General features: G+C 67.6%; 11 protein-coding genes. 4 read left to right on the top strand and 7 right to left on the bottom strand.

Annotation, left to right across the window (positions count from 1 at the left end; all coding sequences use genetic code 11):
- The first annotated feature begins 17 nt into the window (after positions 1–17).
- Complete coding sequence (locus tag A4X16_RS04700) at positions 18–923, top strand: GIY-YIG nuclease family protein (RefSeq protein WP_082914270.1); 906 nt, start codon at positions 18–20, stop codon at positions 921–923.
- 168 nt (positions 924–1,091) lie between these two features.
- Here the strand turns inward: A4X16_RS04700 and A4X16_RS04695 are convergent, their stop codons facing one another.
- Positions 1,092–2,015, bottom strand: a complete 924-nt coding sequence (locus tag A4X16_RS04695; protein ID WP_067117102.1) for a hypothetical protein — start codon at positions 2,013–2,015, stop codon at positions 1,092–1,094.
- Between the two features lie 691 nt (positions 2,016–2,706).
- Between A4X16_RS04695 and A4X16_RS04690 the strand changes: the two genes are divergently transcribed.
- Both A4X16_RS04690 and A4X16_RS04685 read left to right on the top strand, forming a co-directional pair.
- On the top strand, positions 2,707–3,312 hold the full coding sequence (locus A4X16_RS04690; RefSeq protein ID WP_067117100.1) for a hypothetical protein: 606 nt from the start codon (positions 2,707–2,709) through the stop codon (positions 3,310–3,312).
- Between the two features lie 169 nt (positions 3,313–3,481).
- The gene (locus tag A4X16_RS04685) at positions 3,482–4,384 is read left to right on the top strand and encodes a cytochrome c oxidase assembly protein (protein ID WP_067117098.1); all 903 of its coding nucleotides are present in this window, start codon (positions 3,482–3,484) and stop codon (positions 4,382–4,384) included.
- A 132-nt stretch (positions 4,385–4,516) separates the two neighbouring features.
- Here A4X16_RS04685 and A4X16_RS04680 read toward each other — a convergent pair whose 3' ends face one another.
- Positions 4,517–6,544, bottom strand: a complete 2,028-nt coding sequence (locus A4X16_RS04680; RefSeq protein WP_067117096.1) for a heavy metal translocating P-type ATPase — start codon at positions 6,542–6,544, stop codon at positions 4,517–4,519.
- Positions 6,545–6,589: 45 nt separating this feature from the next.
- Between A4X16_RS04680 and A4X16_RS04675 the strand changes: the two genes are divergently transcribed.
- Positions 6,590–6,958, top strand: a complete 369-nt coding sequence (locus A4X16_RS04675) for an ArsR/SmtB family transcription factor (protein WP_157559959.1) — start codon at positions 6,590–6,592, stop codon at positions 6,956–6,958.
- Positions 6,959–7,101: 143 nt separating this feature from the next.
- Here the strand turns inward: A4X16_RS04675 and A4X16_RS04670 are convergent, their stop codons facing one another.
- From A4X16_RS04670 to A4X16_RS04650, 5 genes are all read right to left on the bottom strand, one after another.
- The gene (locus A4X16_RS04670) at positions 7,102–9,591 is read right to left on the bottom strand and encodes a glycoside hydrolase family 2 protein (RefSeq protein WP_067117094.1); all 2,490 of its coding nucleotides are present in this window, start codon (positions 9,589–9,591) and stop codon (positions 7,102–7,104) included.
- Between the two features lie 37 nt (positions 9,592–9,628).
- Positions 9,629–11,794, bottom strand: a complete 2,166-nt coding sequence (locus A4X16_RS04665; RefSeq protein WP_067117092.1) for an alpha-galactosidase — start codon at positions 11,792–11,794, stop codon at positions 9,629–9,631.
- A gap of 114 nt (positions 11,795–11,908) precedes the next feature.
- Positions 11,909–13,258: an ABC transporter substrate-binding protein gene (locus A4X16_RS04660; RefSeq protein WP_067117090.1), complete on the bottom strand. Its 1,350-nt coding sequence runs from the start codon at positions 13,256–13,258 to the stop codon at positions 11,909–11,911.
- A gap of 77 nt (positions 13,259–13,335) precedes the next feature.
- Positions 13,336–14,316, bottom strand: a complete 981-nt coding sequence (locus tag A4X16_RS04655; RefSeq protein ID WP_082914269.1) for a carbohydrate ABC transporter permease — start codon at positions 14,314–14,316, stop codon at positions 13,336–13,338.
- A 29-nt stretch (positions 14,317–14,345) separates the two neighbouring features.
- Positions 14,346–15,284: a carbohydrate ABC transporter permease gene (locus A4X16_RS04650; protein WP_082914277.1), complete on the bottom strand. Its 939-nt coding sequence runs from the start codon at positions 15,282–15,284 to the stop codon at positions 14,346–14,348.
- Positions 15,285–15,316: the final 32 nt, after the last annotated feature.

The following is a 15,316-nucleotide window of genomic DNA, read 5'->3' as shown; positions in this document are numbered from 1 at the left end:
GGTGTTCGTAGAGTGAGATGCGAGAGCGTCTGATCGCTCGTCGCCAGTACCGATGGGAGCAGCCTTTGATCGCCTTCACCGACTTCCTGCCCGTCCCGGAGCCGGAGCTCACGAAGGTGAAGTTCAACATGCGCGCCGGCGACGGCAGTGGTGAGGCGTGGGACTTCCTCATGGACGACCACGAGCGCTGGCTCAATTTCGGCCGCTGGCGCACGAAGCAGACGAACAACAACATGGGCGGTGCCCGCTACTTGCTCGCCTTCGCGCAGTACTACCCCTACGGGCCGCAGTACTTCATGTTCGGCGGCGCGTTCGAGGTGGCCGAGATCAAGCCCGATCGCTTCGACGACCTGGGGTACGAGCTGACCCCACTCCCGTTGCACGAGGAGTTCATCAAGCGCCTCATCGTCAAGCTCGAGAGGCCCATCGGTCGGAGTCCGTACCTGCGCCACTACGTGGGTCTGCAGGAGAGCCTGCTCGCCCCGGAGGTCTACGAGCTCGCGCCCGACGTCAAGCTCGGCACCTTCCCCGGATACCAGAACGTCTGGCTGCGGCACCACGAGGTGCAGCGCATCATCGCCGGCGACGAGCCCAGCTGGAAGGACGCGCTCTCCAGCGTGAAGGGCGTCTACATCATCACCGACCTCAGCTGCGGGCGGCTGTACGTCGGGTCAGCATCCGGAGAGGCCAACGGCCTGTGGCAGCGCTGGTCCAGCTACGCACACCTGAAGAACCTCACCGGCGGCAACCGGGAGCTCGAGCAGCTGCGCCATGATCTCGGCGACGGGCACATCGTGGAGAACTTCCAGTACTCGATCCTGGAGATCTTCGACCCCAAGACGCGGGCCGACATGATCCTGGCGCGCGAGTCGTTCTGGAAGAACGCGCTGGACAGCCGCTCGCACGGGATGAACTGGAACTGAGGATTCAGCTCAGTCGGTCTGAGCGTCGGATGCGCGGAACTCGCGGCGCTTGATCACCTGGTTGACTCCGACGATGGCGGCGAGCTTGGCGACGTGACGGCCGCCGGGGACGCGGTTGAGCATGAACTCGGGCGGGAACTGTTCGAGCAGCGGGTTCTCACCTTCGAACTATCTCGCGGACTTGGCGGCGAAGATACGGGTGGTGTCAAGGGCTCGGAAGCTGTCGATCGAGATGATCGAGGTCTCGGCATCGCCCCAGACCAATCGGTCGAGCGACTTTGTCCTGGCCCAGTGCTGCTTGATGCGGGTCATGATTCCGCCTGGGTGATCGGTGGCGCCGACATAGGCCTGGCGGTACTCGTCGAGCACCATGACGAAGAGCCCACGGACGCCGTCCCACTGGGCGAGGTCGGTGACCTCGACCATGCCGCGCTGGCTCTTGACCGCCAACCGCAGGGCTTGCTCGAACTCGTCGCGATCGAGCAAGGCGAAGTGGGCCCTGTTGAGGTCGAAGTCCTCTAGCGCCTCGGCTTGGAGCGCCGCACACCATTCGTCGGTGTAGAAGCGGTGCTGGGCGTCTTCGTACCGCTCGTCGAGGGCGTCCCAGAGCTCGGGGTCGTCCTCTCGGAACCAGGGGGCGAGCGATGAGCGCTTGTTGATCCGGGCGTAGGCCTCGCGCGTCATGCGCAGGCCGAGTTCTCGGCTGCCGCGGACTTTCAGTCCGAAGTGCTCGGCTCTGTCGATGGCGGGCACGAGCCGGTCCGTCATGGGTGGGATCGCGACGCTGACACCCCAGATCTTCCTGGAGAGCCTGGTCTGCCAGCGATGCCAGACGAGTCTGTGACCGGAGTCGACCAGCGCCTGCAGGGTCGCATTCGCGTCTGCCCCGATCGCGACTTCGAAGATGCGCGTGGGATCGAACTCATGCTGCTGGCCCTCGGGGATGAAGCCGGCCTCGTCGAGCTCCCAGGGGTCGGCGTCGCGCACGAGGAAGCTATACTCCGTCAGTTCGCGTCGCAGCTCGTCCGACTGCTGGTCGGATGGTGTCCACACGTGCGTCGCGCGCGGCGTGCTTGTGATCTCTAAGTCCATGAAGCGCTCAGGCCTCGGGTCGCCAGCGGGATGCCTCGGTGGCCATCTCCGCGCGAGCAGCAGAGAGCCGAGCGAGCTTGCCGGGGTTTTCGCCCACTATCGATGTAGATGTCTACACAGAAGTGCGCGATCAGGTCAACGTCCGAGTTCGTCCACGCGCAGGCGCGTGACCTCGCCGGGTGCGGCGTTCTTCAAGCGGCTTAGTACCTGAGCGGTGCGTGCGTGGCTTCCGAGAGACCGCTCTCACGCTATACCTTCAGCACCGAGCCATCGCCTGTGAGTGACTCTTCAGCGGTAACGCAGCAGTAACGGAGTGCCTGCGAGGTTTAGTGAGCGCATGTGCGCAGGTGAATGTAGTTTCCCCGTCGTTCCGGCAGATCCGATCCGCGGTCATACTCGATCGGGCCGCACATTGATTCAGGATGGTTCTCATACCTTGAGAGCCGGCCATCGCCTTGTCGAGATAGCTGCCGAACGCGCCCCTTTGGTCTGAGGCGCACAGCCCCGGCGGGCCGCTCGCCACAGGTGGGCGCCGCACCGACGACGGCAGACTGAGCGGGATCGAGGGGGTCTGCGCAGTCGCAAGAGTAGAGAGCAGCGACCGCGGCCGGTTGAGATATCGATGCAGGTGCAGTGGACTGGCGGCATGCGTTCTGAGACCCCCATTCCCGAAAGTCCGTGGCCTCACGACATGACGATCACCGTCGAGGATCGACCTCATGCACTGCTCGAGTTGCTGTGGCTTCGAGAGGCTCACTCTCTGAGCCCGGAGGGTGAAGACCTGCCGCCGCGCCTGGTTCGCACGCCCGTTCCGGCCGCGAACGCAGTCGATCGGTCAACACGCGATCGATGGTCGAGGGAATGGCCAGGAGTCTGGGACGAAGTCCTCGCACATGCCGGTATCGAGCCCGATCGAGCTCTGGTCGACAGTGTCTTCAGCACGGAGGCGAGCGAGACCGAGCGGGCGAGGCTTCTTCGGCAGCTGACCGGGCCGAGTTGGGGTGAACAGTTCGGCGCTGAGGTGTTCGATGACGTGACCTATCGGGAGTGGGACCGACTCGGTTTCGACGCTCACGCGGCATCTCGTCCGACGATCTTGGCGAACAGCCCCGAGCGTCGGAGCGTGGAAGTGTTGGCCGACGCATGGCGGCGGGGCCTGACCAAGGTGGTGACGGTGCCCTGTGTGGGAGCGCACGCGAGACAGATCGGACCTCACGCAGTCCTCGTCACCGATGAGGTGCGCGGTGACACCGCAGCCTACGAGCGCGCGCTCAGATCGTTTGCGCCCGCGGTGTAGCTGGCCCGTTCGCGGGTGTCCGGAGCGTTGGCGACGATCGTTCCGGGCAGGACGTCGCCAAACCGACCGGATGGTCGCCTCCAACGTCCTTCGGAACCGACAATCGGAGAGGTTATCGGCGGGGCTTCAGCTGCCCGGACTTATCATCGCCTCGAAGAAGGGAATCTCTATGCCGCCGATCGACCAGTGGGGCGCGTTCGAGCCTCAGGCGGGCTCGCCCGTCGCTCTCGCCGCGCTGCTACTCGCGGTGCTGTATGTGCGCGGAGCGATCTGGATGTGGCGACATGGCCGCCGCTGGGCGGTCGCCCGTACGGCATCGTTCCTGATCGGGTGCGCCCTGATCGTCGCCGTCACGACGTTCGGTGTGAACCGCCTCGCCACGGACTCTGTCTCCGCCTTGATGTTCCAGCAGATCACCCTGCTGACTGTCGTCCCGCCGCTCCTGATCGCCGGGTCGCCCGGCCGGCTGCTCCTGCGCAGCACACCGCACACCGGCCTCGGGCGCCTCGTGCTTCGTGCCGCGCACGCCGGGCTCCGCTCACGGTTCTGGCGTGCCGCGCTGCACCCCGTGGTCGCCATCGTCATCGCGATGCTGCTGTATCCGGTCCTCTACCTGACGGATGCCATCAGCGTCATCATGCGCGTCCCCTTCGGGCACGACCTCTTCTTGGCCATCGTCCTCGTTCTCGGCGTCGTCTCGGCGACACCGCTGTGGTCGTCCGACCCGCTGCCGCGCGTCCCCTCCTTCGCCGCCCGATTCGTCGACATCGTTGTCGAGATCCAGATCCACGCCGTCATCGGACTGATCCTCCTCCGCACCAGCACGCCGCTGTTCAGCGCATACGCCACTCCCACGGGCAGCCATGACCCTGTCATAGACCAGGCGATCGCGGGGACGCTGGTATGGACCTATGCGGAACTGCCGATGTTCGTGGTGCTCATCGTCTGCCTGTCCCGCTGGCGTGCACGCGACGTGCGCACTTCCAAGCAACGACAACACGCGGAGGACGCAGAGCTCGACGCGTACAACGAGTACCTCGCCACGCTCTCCCGCGGACGGCAGGGGAGCTAGCTCCAGCCCCTGCCGTACCGGGAGGGGAGGGCGACACGTGGTGGATGCCCCGGTCCTTCGGCCCCGCGCCTCGCAACGCCCACACGCGGAACCGCTGGGCCCCGCAGGAGCCTCCTCGCCGGAGGTCTCTTCTCAGGCGGATGGCTTGTCTTCGTGGTCGATGCCGTGGTGTTCCTTGCCGCGATCGAAGGTGAGCAGCCGGAGCGCGTTGCCGACGACGATGAGGGTGGAGCCTTCGTGGATGAGGACGACGGCGCCGATGTTCAGGCCCACGAAGGTGGCGATGATGAGGAACACCACCACGGCGAGGCTCGCGATCAGGTTCTGTCGGATGATCCGGCTGGTGGCGCGGCTGAGTCTCACTGCGAACGGCACGCGGCCGAGGTCGTCGCTCATCAGGGCGATGTCGCAGGTCTCCAATGCGACGGTGGAGCCGGCGGCGCCCATGGCGATGCCGATGTCGGCGCTGGCCATCGCGGGGGCGTCGTTCACTCCGTCGCCGACCATCGCGATGGGACGGTGGGTTCGGGAGAGTCGGCCGATCTCGGCGACCTTGTCTTCGGGAAGCAGCTCTCCGATGGCGGTGTCGACGCCGACTTCACGGCCGACCGCGTTCGCCACCCGCTGGTTGTCGCCGGAGATCATCACGAGCTGACCGACGTTCTCCTCGCGCAGCACGCGCAGCACCTGCGCGGATTCAGCGCGGGATGCGTCCATCACCCCGACGATCCCGAGGAAGTCCGCGCCGCGCCGCACGATCATCAGCGTCTGCCCGGAATCCCGAGCCTGTTCGTACGCTTCCTGGAGAGTGGGCGGAAGGGTGAGGTTCTGTTCGTCGAACATGCGGAGGTTCCCCACCTGCACTGCTTCCCCGTCGATGACCGCGTGCACGCCGCGGCCGACCACCGCGTTCAGATCTGTCGCCACGAGGCGGTTGGCGGTGGGAACCTGTTCGGAGAGGTCGCGCACGATCGCCGTGGCCAGCGGGTGATCGCTGAGCGATTCGACTGCCACCAGGGTCGGCACCAGCAGGGCGCCGGCCGGGTCGGTGGAGGCCGTCACGGACGTCACCCGGGGTGCCCCCCAGGTGAGGGTGCCGGTCTTGTCGAACGCCATCGCCTTGACCCGGCCCAGCGTCTCCAACGGTGCGCCGCCCTTGACGAGCACGCCTGCGCGGGCGGCGCGGGCGACTCCGGCCAGCACGGCGGCCGGAGTCGCGATGGCGAGGGCGCAGGGGCTGGCGGCGACAAGCACGGTCATGGCCAGGTAGAACGCGTCCGGGAACGGCTGGGTGAAGACGAACATCGACACCAGCAGGGTAGCGGCGACGCCGAGGATGACCGCGGGCACGTACCAGCGCTGGAACCGGTCGATGAACTGCTGGGTGGGGGAGGTGGCCTGGTCGGCGGTGCGCACCAGCTCGACGACCTTGCTCAGGGTGGAATCCGCGGCGGTCGCGGTCACCGCGATCTCGAGCACTCCGGACCCGTTCACCGTGCCCGCGAACACCCGGTTGGCGGCGGGGAGTGTGTCGACGGTCCGCATCGCCCGCGCCGGGTCGTCGACCGGCTCTTTCTCGACGGGGATGGACTCGCCGGTGACCGCGGCCTGGTCCACGGCGGACACCCCGGACACCACGAAGCCATCGGACGGGATCCGCGAGTTCGGGCGGATCACCACGATGTCTCCGACCGCGATCTCCTCCACCGGCACGTCGACCGGCTCCCCGTCCCCGCGGCGCACCAGCGCACGGCGGGGGGCGAGTTCGGCGAGAGCCTCGATGGACTTGCTGGCCCTGCTCAGCGCGAACTCTTCGAGCGCGTGCCCAAGGCTGAACAGGAACAGCAGCACCGCGCCCTCGGCCCACTTCCCGATCAGAGCGGCGCCGATCGCGGCGACCAGCATGAGGAAGTCGACCTCGAACTTCCCGCGGAGGATGGAGGAGATCGCGGTGCGGATGGTGAAGAACCCGCCGAAGAAGTACGTGGCGAGGAAGAACACCAACGGCAACCCGATCAGCGGCAACCCGACCGCGTACTCGGTGATCATCCCCGCCGCGTAGGTGACCCCCGACGCGATCGCGAACCACAGTTCCCACCGGCCCGAGCCATGTGCGTGCTCATGTGCTTCCGTCGTGGGCTTGTCCATCGTGGTGGTCATACCCACCAAAATACATCACAACATCATGATATGTTGTTGTTGTGAATGATTATCGAGATCGTCAAGCGGAGGGGTGGTGCAACGATGACGTCTGATGCAGGTCCCGAACCTGCGGGCCTCTCCTCGGCCGACGCGGAGCAGCTCGCCGAGATCATGCGGGCGCTAGCCTCCCCGGTGCGGTTGCGGGTACTCAGTCTGCTGGCTTCTCGCCCGCACACGGTCGCCGAGCTCAGCGAGCTGCTCGCCGCCGGGCAGACCACCGTCTCCAACCACTTGCGCCTGCTGCGGCACCTGAACCTGGTCGTGGGCAGTCGGGACGGTCGTCATATCCGCTACGCATTGTTCGACGCCCATGTGAAGGACCTGCTCGACGAAGCGATCGGTCACGTCCATCACCTGCAGCTCGGGCCGTGATCGATCAGCAGATCTCCACATCGCGCCACAATGACGGAGGGGTCACCGAACCCACGAGATGCAGAGCCCGCCGTCGGGGTACAGCATGCCGGCGTGACCGATGAGCTGGGGAGGCCCCGGAGCACGGTCGACGTCTCGGCTGGTCACGATGATCTCAGCCTGGTCGAGGGTCCAGTGCCCTCCTCGCGACAGCCGCGCGCCGGCTGACTCCCGAGCAGATCGTTGAGCGTGCGCAGCACGGGAGCCGCCGCGAAGTCAGCGGCTGTGGCGCCGCGGGCTCCGCGCACCGTGAAGACCGCGCTCTCGCCCGGCAGCAGCGTGCGCAGGGCGTCGTCGGCCTCGGCGTCCGGATCCAGACGATCGACGAGCAGCGTGGCATCGCGCACCAGCGTCCGTGCCGTGACCTCGACGGTCCAGCCTTCCGACGTCGGCGCCGCCGTGACCTCGGTCTCCGCCGGGGCGAGGCGGGATGCCCTGGCCTCGGCGAAGAACGAGTGAGCGACCGCGTCGCCCACTCGCGCGACGACGAGCTCGTGGGTCGCATCGTCCGGGTTCGCGATCGACGCGGACAGAGCGACGCGCACGGCAGCGCGAGGCCCCACGGCGATGTCGTACGTCTCTGATGCGAGCACGGTTCCGGCGAACGTGCGGCGCTCCACGAGCACCGCTCCCGCCCACGCGGCGGCCGTGTCGTTCACCGCCGACAGCCACAGCCCGCCGTCGTCGGGCTGCAGCGTGAGCAGCCGCTCGCGGTGCGCGTGGCGCAGAGCGTAGAGCAGGGGCTTCGGCCGTTCTGCTCCGTCGACCGCAGCCCACGACGTGACGGGCCAGCAGTCGTTGAGCTGCCACATGACCGTGCCCGTGCAGTGCGGTGTCAGAGAACGCCACCATTCGATCGCGGTGCGCACGGCGACCGCCTGATTGAGCGACATCGCCCAGTGCCAGTCGGTCATGTCGTTCGGCAGCGGCACGTGAGCCGTGAGGCCGTCCGTCAGCTTGTCGTTGCCCTTCGCCGCCTTCTGATGCACCAGCATCCCCGGCGACTCCGGGGTGAGCGGATCATCGTGGATCGACTCGAGGAGCGTGCTCCATGTCGGGGGACCCTGCCAGCCGAACTCGGCGACGAACCGTGGCCGGTGGTCGCGGTAGTGCGGCCAGTCCTTGACGTTCCAGAGGTCCCAGACGTGCACCGTGCCCTGTGCAGGATCGTTCTGATGCGCCGCGCGATCCGGCGAGAACGGGCTGCCCGGCGTGTAGGACACGTGCGGCGCGATGTCGGCCATCAGCGTCGGGAACAGGTCGTAGTAGTAGCCGGCGCCCCAGGTTCGGCCGTCGAGGCGCTTGTCCCAATCCCAATCCTGATATCCCCAGATGTTCTCGTTGTTGCCGTTGAGAATCACAAGCGACGGGTGCGTGGACAGTCGGGCGATGGCTTCAGCCGCCTCGGCCTCGAACTCGCTCCACAGCGGCTCGTCCTCGGCATAGGCCGCACACGCGAGCAGGAAGTCCTGCCAGGTGAGGATGCCGCGCTCATCGCACTCGCTGTAGAAGTCCTCGGACTCGTAGATGCCGCCGCCCCACACGCGGATGAGGTTGATGCCCGCGAACTCCGCCTGGTCGAGGCGGCGGGCGTACCGTGCGCGATCGACCCGGTGAGGGAAGGCATCGTCGGGGATCCAGTTCGCGCCGCGGATGAGGATCCGCCGGCCGTTCACCACGATTGAGAACGCCGTCCCGTCGGCGTCCTCGTCCAGCCGCACCTCGGCGCTGCGGAACCCGATCCGCCTCGAGGCGGTGTCCTGCACCACGCCGTCGGCGCGCAGCTCGACCGTCACGTCGTACAGCTCCTGGGTTCCGTGACCGCGCGGCCACCAGAGCTCGACGTCGGGAGCGGCCACATCGAGACGAGCCCAGCCGTCGACGATCGGCGCATCGTGCACGACGCCCGCGACAGCGATGCGCGCCTCGCTCGCACCGCCCCGCACCTCGACGGTCACCCGTGCGCGCGGTTCACCGTCGACGACGTCGCCGGCGATGCGGACCTCACCCAGCCGGGACCCCGACCAGCTCTCGAGTGCGACCGGACGCCAGATGCCCGAGGTGGAGGTGTCGATGCCCCAGTCCCAGCCGAAGCTGCAGGCCATCTTGCGGATGGCATTGTACGGGTGGTGGTTGGTGTGGGGGCGGTAGCCGAGAGCCAGGCTGGCAGCATCCGCCGCGCGGATCGGGGACGAGAACTCGACCACGAGCTCGTTCCCCTCCGCGCGCAGCTGGTCCGTGACGTCGAAACGGTGCGTGCGGTGCATGTTCCGGGTGTCGCCGAGGTCGGTGCCGTTGAGTCGCACCCGTGCGATCGTGTCGAGTCCGTCGAAGACCAGTTCGTGACGGTCGCCCTCGGCGGGGCCGTCGAAGGTCGTCGAGTAGGTCCAGTCGGTCAGCCCGATCCAGCCCTGCGCCTTCTCGTTCTCGTCGAGGTAGGGATCTGCGATGAGACCGGCGGCCAGGAGATCGGTGTGCACCACCCCGGGAACGGATGCCGTGATCGCACCGGCCGTGCGGATCTGCTCCGGCACGGGTCCTCGGCCCGCGGTCACGGTCCATCCGTCGTGCAGTGCTCTCCGGTCGACGGTCATGCGGATCCTCCGATCAGGCTGTGGTCCGGGTGTCCGGTCATCGGACGGCGCTCACGTCGAGCACGATAGCCGACTCCGGGTGCATCGACGGCGTGTGCAGTCCGGCTGTCGCCAAGGCGCGTCCCGTCAGCTCGACCCCGCGGTCGTCAGCACCGAACCAGGGCGGACGGATGAGGCCGCGGGGTGCTCCGCCCGGCAGCACGGGCCGCACGCGGTACCGGGCGTCGGGGTCGAGGCCGCGGAGTGCGAAGCGACCGAGCGGCGACACCTCCGAGCGGCCGATGCTGGCGAGCACGAACAGCGCGGAGTCCCGCTCCTCGCTGACCGACCCGTACAGGTGCAGGGTCGGGTCGGAGGTGTCGATCCGCACCATCTCGCCGGTGTGCATCAGCGCGCGGGACTCCTTGTAGAGAGCGATCCACTCGCCGAGCTCGTGCAGCTCGTCGGGAGTGGCAGCAGCCAGGTCCCACTCGATCCCGAAGTGACCGTGCAGGGCCGTTGCCGCGCGGAAGGCGAGGGTGTGCGAGCGACCAGTGGAGTGCGACACACCGGACGCCACATGCGATCCCAGCAGTTCCGGGGGGAGCAGCTGGGCGGTCCAGCGATTCATCTGCTGCCGCTCGAGCGGGTCGATGCAGTCCGACACCCACACGCGGTCGGTGTGCTCGATGACGCCGAGGTCCACTCGAGCGCCGCCCGACGAGCAGGACTCGATCTCCAGTTCAGGGAACAGCTCCTTCAGCTCCGCCATCATCCGATATGCGGCGAGGGTCTGTCCGTGGACCCCGGGCACACCCCGAGGGCCGTGCCCCGGGTCGACGAGATCTCGGTTGTGGTCCCACTTGATGTACGACGCCGCCGTCTCTCGGAGCACCTCTCTGATGCGCTCCAGCACGAAGGCGTACGCATCGTCCCGTGCGATGTCGAGCACCAGCTGGTTGCGCGCGAGCACCGGCATGCGTCCGCCCGTCGCGAGGATCCACTCGGGATGCTCGCGCGCCAGGTCGGAGTCAGGGCTGACCATCTCGGGTTCGAACCAGATCCCGAACTCCATGCCGCGGTCGCGGACGTGCTCCGCCAGCGGGCGAAGCCCGTCGGGCCAGACCTCCTCGTCGACGAACCAGTCGCCGAGACCCGCCGTGTCGTCGCGGCGCCCGCGGAACCAGCCGTCGTCGAGGACGAAGCGCTCGACCCCGAGAGCCTCGGCACGGTCGGCGAGGTCCCACAGGCGCTGACGGTCGTGGTCGAAGTAGACGGCCTCCCAGACGTTGAGGGTCACCGGACGCGGTCTGCGCGGATGCCGAGGTCGGGCGCGCAGCATCCGGTGGATCCGCGCCGCCTGCTCGTCGAGACCGTCCCCCCAGACTCCGTAGACCCAGGGCCCCGAGTACTCCTCGCCGGTCGCCAGGCGGATCTCGCCCGGCAGCAGCAGCTCGCCGCCCCCGATCACCTGCACGCCCGAGAACAGTCGTTCCGCGTAGGCGCGGTGGTTGCCGCTGAATCCCACATGCACGCCCCACACCTCTCCGGCGCCGAACCCGAAGCCGGGAACGCCCACGGAGAGGACTGTGGCGGCATCCGCGCCCGTGCGACCCTTGCGTCCTTCGCGCTCGTGGATGCCGACGACGAGCGCGCTGCGCTGCGGCGTGCGCTCCTTGCCCCACCTGCCTGCGAAGTCCAGGATCTCCCGTGCGTTCGGCGGGAGCGGGAATGCGATGTTCAGGGCCGCGACGTCGTAGTGGTCGTCGGCGGTGTTGCGCAGCGTCGCCCTGGCGCGGACGACGCCCGAGCCCGTGAGCTCGATCTCGGTCACGAGGTGGAGGCCGGCCGTCGCGTCCTCGGATTCGACGACCACCGTCCCCGCATCCGCCTCGGTGAAAGTGACGACGAGATCGCTCCCACCGAGCGTCACCCGCTCCGTGCGGAAGCGCGGCGACCAGTCGGCGCCGTCGCGATGCCCTTCGACCCCCGGTTTGCCCGTCCAGCCTCGCCATCCCTCCGGCAGCAGCGCGACCCGGATGGGGACGTCGCCCGCGTTGGGCACGACCGGCTCGACGGCCGCGAGAGCGAGCATCCGGGCGTCGTCCTCCGACAGCGATCCGAGGGCGGCTCCCCAGTGCACGATGGCCGGGAGGTCGTCGCCGCTGACGTCCAGCAGCAGCGAGACGCCTGCAGATGACAGGTGGATGAGGGAATCGTGCATGTCTTTCTCCGAGCAGACGTGGGGCGGGTCGTCCGGGGATCGACCCGCCCCGATGCGAGGGTGCGGCGCGGACGTCGCTCATGGCGCGACGCAGCGGTCGTCAGTGGTGCGCGGTCACTCGAAGAGGGCGTTGACCTGCTCATTGACCTCGACGAGTGTCGACGGCTCGGCCTGGAGGCTGAGGATCGCGTCCATCGCCGGGCCCATGATGGCCTGGAGCTCCGCCCAGTTCTCGGCGACCGGTGCGAGGTAGGTGCTGCCCTCGTCGATCGGCACCTCGAACGCGCTCGTGTCGATGCCGGCATCCGCGAACGCCTGGCGCGAGATCTCGGCAGACGATTCGACGGCCGGGAACGCGACGCCCTTGGCGGCCGTGATGTCCTGGCATTCCTTGGAGGCGAGGAACACCGCGAGTCTCTTCGCCTCCTCCGGGTACTTCGTCGTCGAGGCCACCGAGTCGGCGAGGCCGTTGAACATCGACGCGCGCTCGCCGTTCGGGCCCGCAGGCACGGGCGAGATGGCCGTGGTCACGCCGTCGAGTCCGACGTAGGCGCGGGTGTTCCACGAGCCCTCCGTGACCATCGCGTACTTGCCGGCGCCATAGGCGTCGATCTGACCGATGCCCGACGAGGCGACCTGGAGCGTGGGCATGTACCCCTTCTCCGCCAGCGACTGGAACCAGTCGATGGTCTCGATGAACTCGGGGTCGCCGTAGTTGAACTCCTCGCCCCAGGGGTTCTCATCCGTGTGGCTCCAGTCGTTGCTGAACGCGTACTGGCTCCACTCGGTCTGCCCGTTGCCGCCGCCCGACGCGTTGAGGCCGAGGCCGTAGACCGCGATCGAGTCCTTGTCGAACCCCGGTTCGCTGCCGCGGACGCCGTTCGTGTCGACGGTGAGCTGCGCGATGATCTCCTCCCAGGTGCCGCCGTCCTCCGGGTTCCATGCGGCGGCGTCGAGCTGCTCCTTCGTGATGCCCGCATCGGCGAGCATCGCCTCGTTCGCGAAGACCGCGACCGTGTCGTAGTCCTTCGGCAGACCGTAGCGGCTGTCGTCGAGACCCACCCAGAGGTCGGCCAGACCCTCACGGTAGATGGAGAGATCGACGTCCTCCGCCTCGACCGCGTCGTCGATCGGAAGCAGCTGACCCTTCGACGCGAGACCGGGGTAGTAGCTGAGGTGGTTGACGAACACGTCCGGTCCGTCGCCGGAGACGAGACCGGCGGTGAGCGTCGACCAGTAGTCGTCCCATCCGTACTGCGTCGTCGTGACGCTGATGTCGGGGTTCGCGTCGGTGAAGGCCGCGACGCACTCCTCATAGCCGGGCTGCTGGTTGGCATCCCAGACCCAGTAGTCGAGCTCGACGGCTGAGCCGCCTGCCTCTCCCGATCCGCCGCTGCAGCCGGCCAGGATGATCGAGGCCGTGACTGCCCCTGCCGCGATGATCAGACGTCGTTGCCGTGTCATGTGTGGGTCCTTTCGAGAGAGAACTTCGGTGTGGTGCTTCGGGTGGTCCTGCGGTGGCCGAGCGACGCGCGAGTGCGTCACTTGAGCCCGGAGAAGCCGATCGAGTTGATGACGCGACGGCCGAGGAGGGCGAAGAGGATGATGATCGGGAGTGCGGAGATGAGTGTCGCGGCCATGAGGCCCGCCCAGTCCGGGCTCCCCTGCGGCGTCTGCGAGCGGAACACGCCGAGGGCGACGGTGAGGACCCGCACCTCCTCCGACCGGCCGACGAGCAGCGGCCAGAAGTACTCGTTCCACGTGCCGATGTAGGTGAGGATCGCGAGGGTCGTGATCGGGGCGTTCGAGATCGGGACGACGACCTGGAAGAAGGTGCGCGTGTAGCCGGCGCCGTCGAGTCGGGCGGCCTCCTCGAGCTCGCGAGGGATGCCGAGGAAGAACTGCCGCAGGAAGAAGATCGAGAACGGCGCCATCAGCAGCGAGGGGAGCATGATCCCGAGGAAGGTGTTCAGCAGCCCCAGGTCCCGGATGAGGATGAAGTTCGGGAGGGTCGTGAAGATCGGCGGGATCATGAGCGCCGTGAGGAAGAGGAAGAACAGCGTGTTGCGTCCGGGCCAGCGCAGACGGGCGAAGGCATACGCGGCGAGCGCGCAGAAGAACGTCTGCACGACGGTCGTGACGGTCGCGACGATGATGGAGTTCCGCAGGTAGAGCCAGAAGTCCAGCGAGGCTCCCGACCCTCCGTCGGCGAGTGCCTCCTGGGGTGTCGCGAGACCCAGCACGCGCTGCCAGCCGCCGAGGCTGACGTCGGCGGGGAGCAGGCTCCCGGAGTTGGCGGCGAGCGCTCCGTTCGAGGAGAACGAGGTGCGCAGCATCCAGTAGAAGGGGAACAGCGTCAGCACGAGAGAGGCGATGAGGAAGGCCCATGCCGCGATCCGTCCGATGCGGCTCCGCAGCTTCCGCCGTCCGCGTACGGGAGAGGAGACGGTGCCGAGCGGCGCCGTCTGCGTCGGATCCTCGCCGGAGACGGGGGCGGCGACGACGGATGAGGGAGCGGACATCGGGGACCTCCTGGCGGTCGGGGCGGCGCTCATGCCAGATCCGACTGGTTGGCGCGGGTCAGCCGGAGCTGCAGCAGGCTGATGCCGGCGAGGATGACGAACAGGGCGACGGAGACGGCTGACGCGTAGCCGAACTCGTATCTGTTGAACGCGAGGTCGTAGATGTAGTAATAGATGACGCGTGTCGCATTGACCGGCCCGCCCTGCGTGGTGACGGCGACCGTGTCGAAGATCTGGAACGACCCGATGATGCTCACCACGAGCACGACGGCCAGTACGGGGCGGAGCAGCGGGACGGTGATCCGCCAGAACGTCTTCCATTCTCCGGCGCCGTCGATCGCGGACGCCTCGTACATCTCCTTCGGGATCATCTGCAGGCCCGCGAAGATCAGCAGCGCCGTGTATCCGACGTGCCGCCAGACGTTGATGAAGGCGATGGTGGGTATGGCGAGGGCGGAGTCGCCGAAGAAGGCGAGCCGGTCGAGACCCAGCCACTCGATGAATTGGTTGCCGATGCCGATCTGGTAGTCGAGGATCCAGAACCAGACGAGTGCGACGATCACGTTCGCGACGAGGTAGGGGCCGAGGATGATGCCCCGGATGACGAGTGACTGCGTCAGCCGGTGCATCAGCACCGCGAGCACGAGCGCGAACACCGTCTGGAAGACGATGTTGATCACGACGTACTGCAGCGTGACGACGAGGGAGTTCCAGAAGATCGGGTCGGTCGCCATCCGCTCGTAGTTGGCGGTGCCGACGAAGGACTCGGGTCGGAAGACGTCGTAATCGGTGAAGGAGTAGTAGAGACCGCGGATCGCGGGGACGAGCGTGAAGATCGCGAAGCCGATCGCGGCCGGGGCGACGAAGCACAGGGCGACGACGCTCTCGCGGTTCCACCGGCGCGGCATCCGCGGCGGAGCGGCGCGCACTTCGTCGCGCGGCCGCACGGGCGGCGTGATCGTTGCCATCATCGGCTCCTTCGTTCTCACCTCATCGTGGG

The sequence above is a fragment of the Microbacterium sp. H83 genome, assembly GCF_001650405.1.
Lineage (GTDB): Bacteria > Actinomycetota > Actinomycetes > Actinomycetales > Microbacteriaceae > Microbacterium.
Note: the sequence above shows the minus strand (reverse complement) of the source record. Positions and strands in the feature narration are given on the sequence as shown.

What these genes read in the sequence shown, in the direction of transcription:
- A4X16_RS04660 (WP_067117090.1), bottom strand. Translation starts at nt 13,258, where the DNA reads ATGACACGGCAACGACGTCTGATCATCGCGGCAGGGGCAGTCACGGCC.
- A4X16_RS04695 (WP_067117102.1), bottom strand. Translation starts at nt 2,015, where the DNA reads ATGGACTTAGAGATCACAAGCACGCCGCGCGCGACGCACGTGTGGACA.
- A4X16_RS04685 (WP_067117098.1), top strand. Translation starts at nt 3,482, where the DNA reads ATGCCGCCGATCGACCAGTGGGGCGCGTTCGAGCCTCAGGCGGGCTCG.
- A4X16_RS04670 (WP_067117094.1), bottom strand. Translation starts at nt 9,591, where the DNA reads ATGACCGTCGACCGGAGAGCACTGCACGACGGATGGACCGTGACCGCG.
- A4X16_RS04665 (WP_067117092.1), bottom strand. Translation starts at nt 11,794, where the DNA reads ATGCACGATTCCCTCATCCACCTGTCATCTGCAGGCGTCTCGCTGCTG.
- A4X16_RS04650 (WP_082914277.1), bottom strand. Translation starts at nt 15,284, where the DNA reads ATGGCAACGATCACGCCGCCCGTGCGGCCGCGCGACGAAGTGCGCGCC.
- A4X16_RS04690 (WP_067117100.1), top strand. Translation starts at nt 2,707, where the DNA reads ATGACGATCACCGTCGAGGATCGACCTCATGCACTGCTCGAGTTGCTG.
- A4X16_RS04680 (WP_067117096.1), bottom strand. Translation starts at nt 6,544, where the DNA reads ATGACCACCACGATGGACAAGCCCACGACGGAAGCACATGAGCACGCA.
- A4X16_RS04655 (WP_082914269.1), bottom strand. Translation starts at nt 14,316, where the DNA reads ATGTCCGCTCCCTCATCCGTCGTCGCCGCCCCCGTCTCCGGCGAGGAT.
- A4X16_RS04700 (WP_082914270.1), top strand. Translation starts at nt 18, where the DNA reads ATGCGAGAGCGTCTGATCGCTCGTCGCCAGTACCGATGGGAGCAGCCT.
- A4X16_RS04675 (WP_157559959.1), top strand. Translation starts at nt 6,590, where the DNA reads ATGATTATCGAGATCGTCAAGCGGAGGGGTGGTGCAACGATGACGTCT.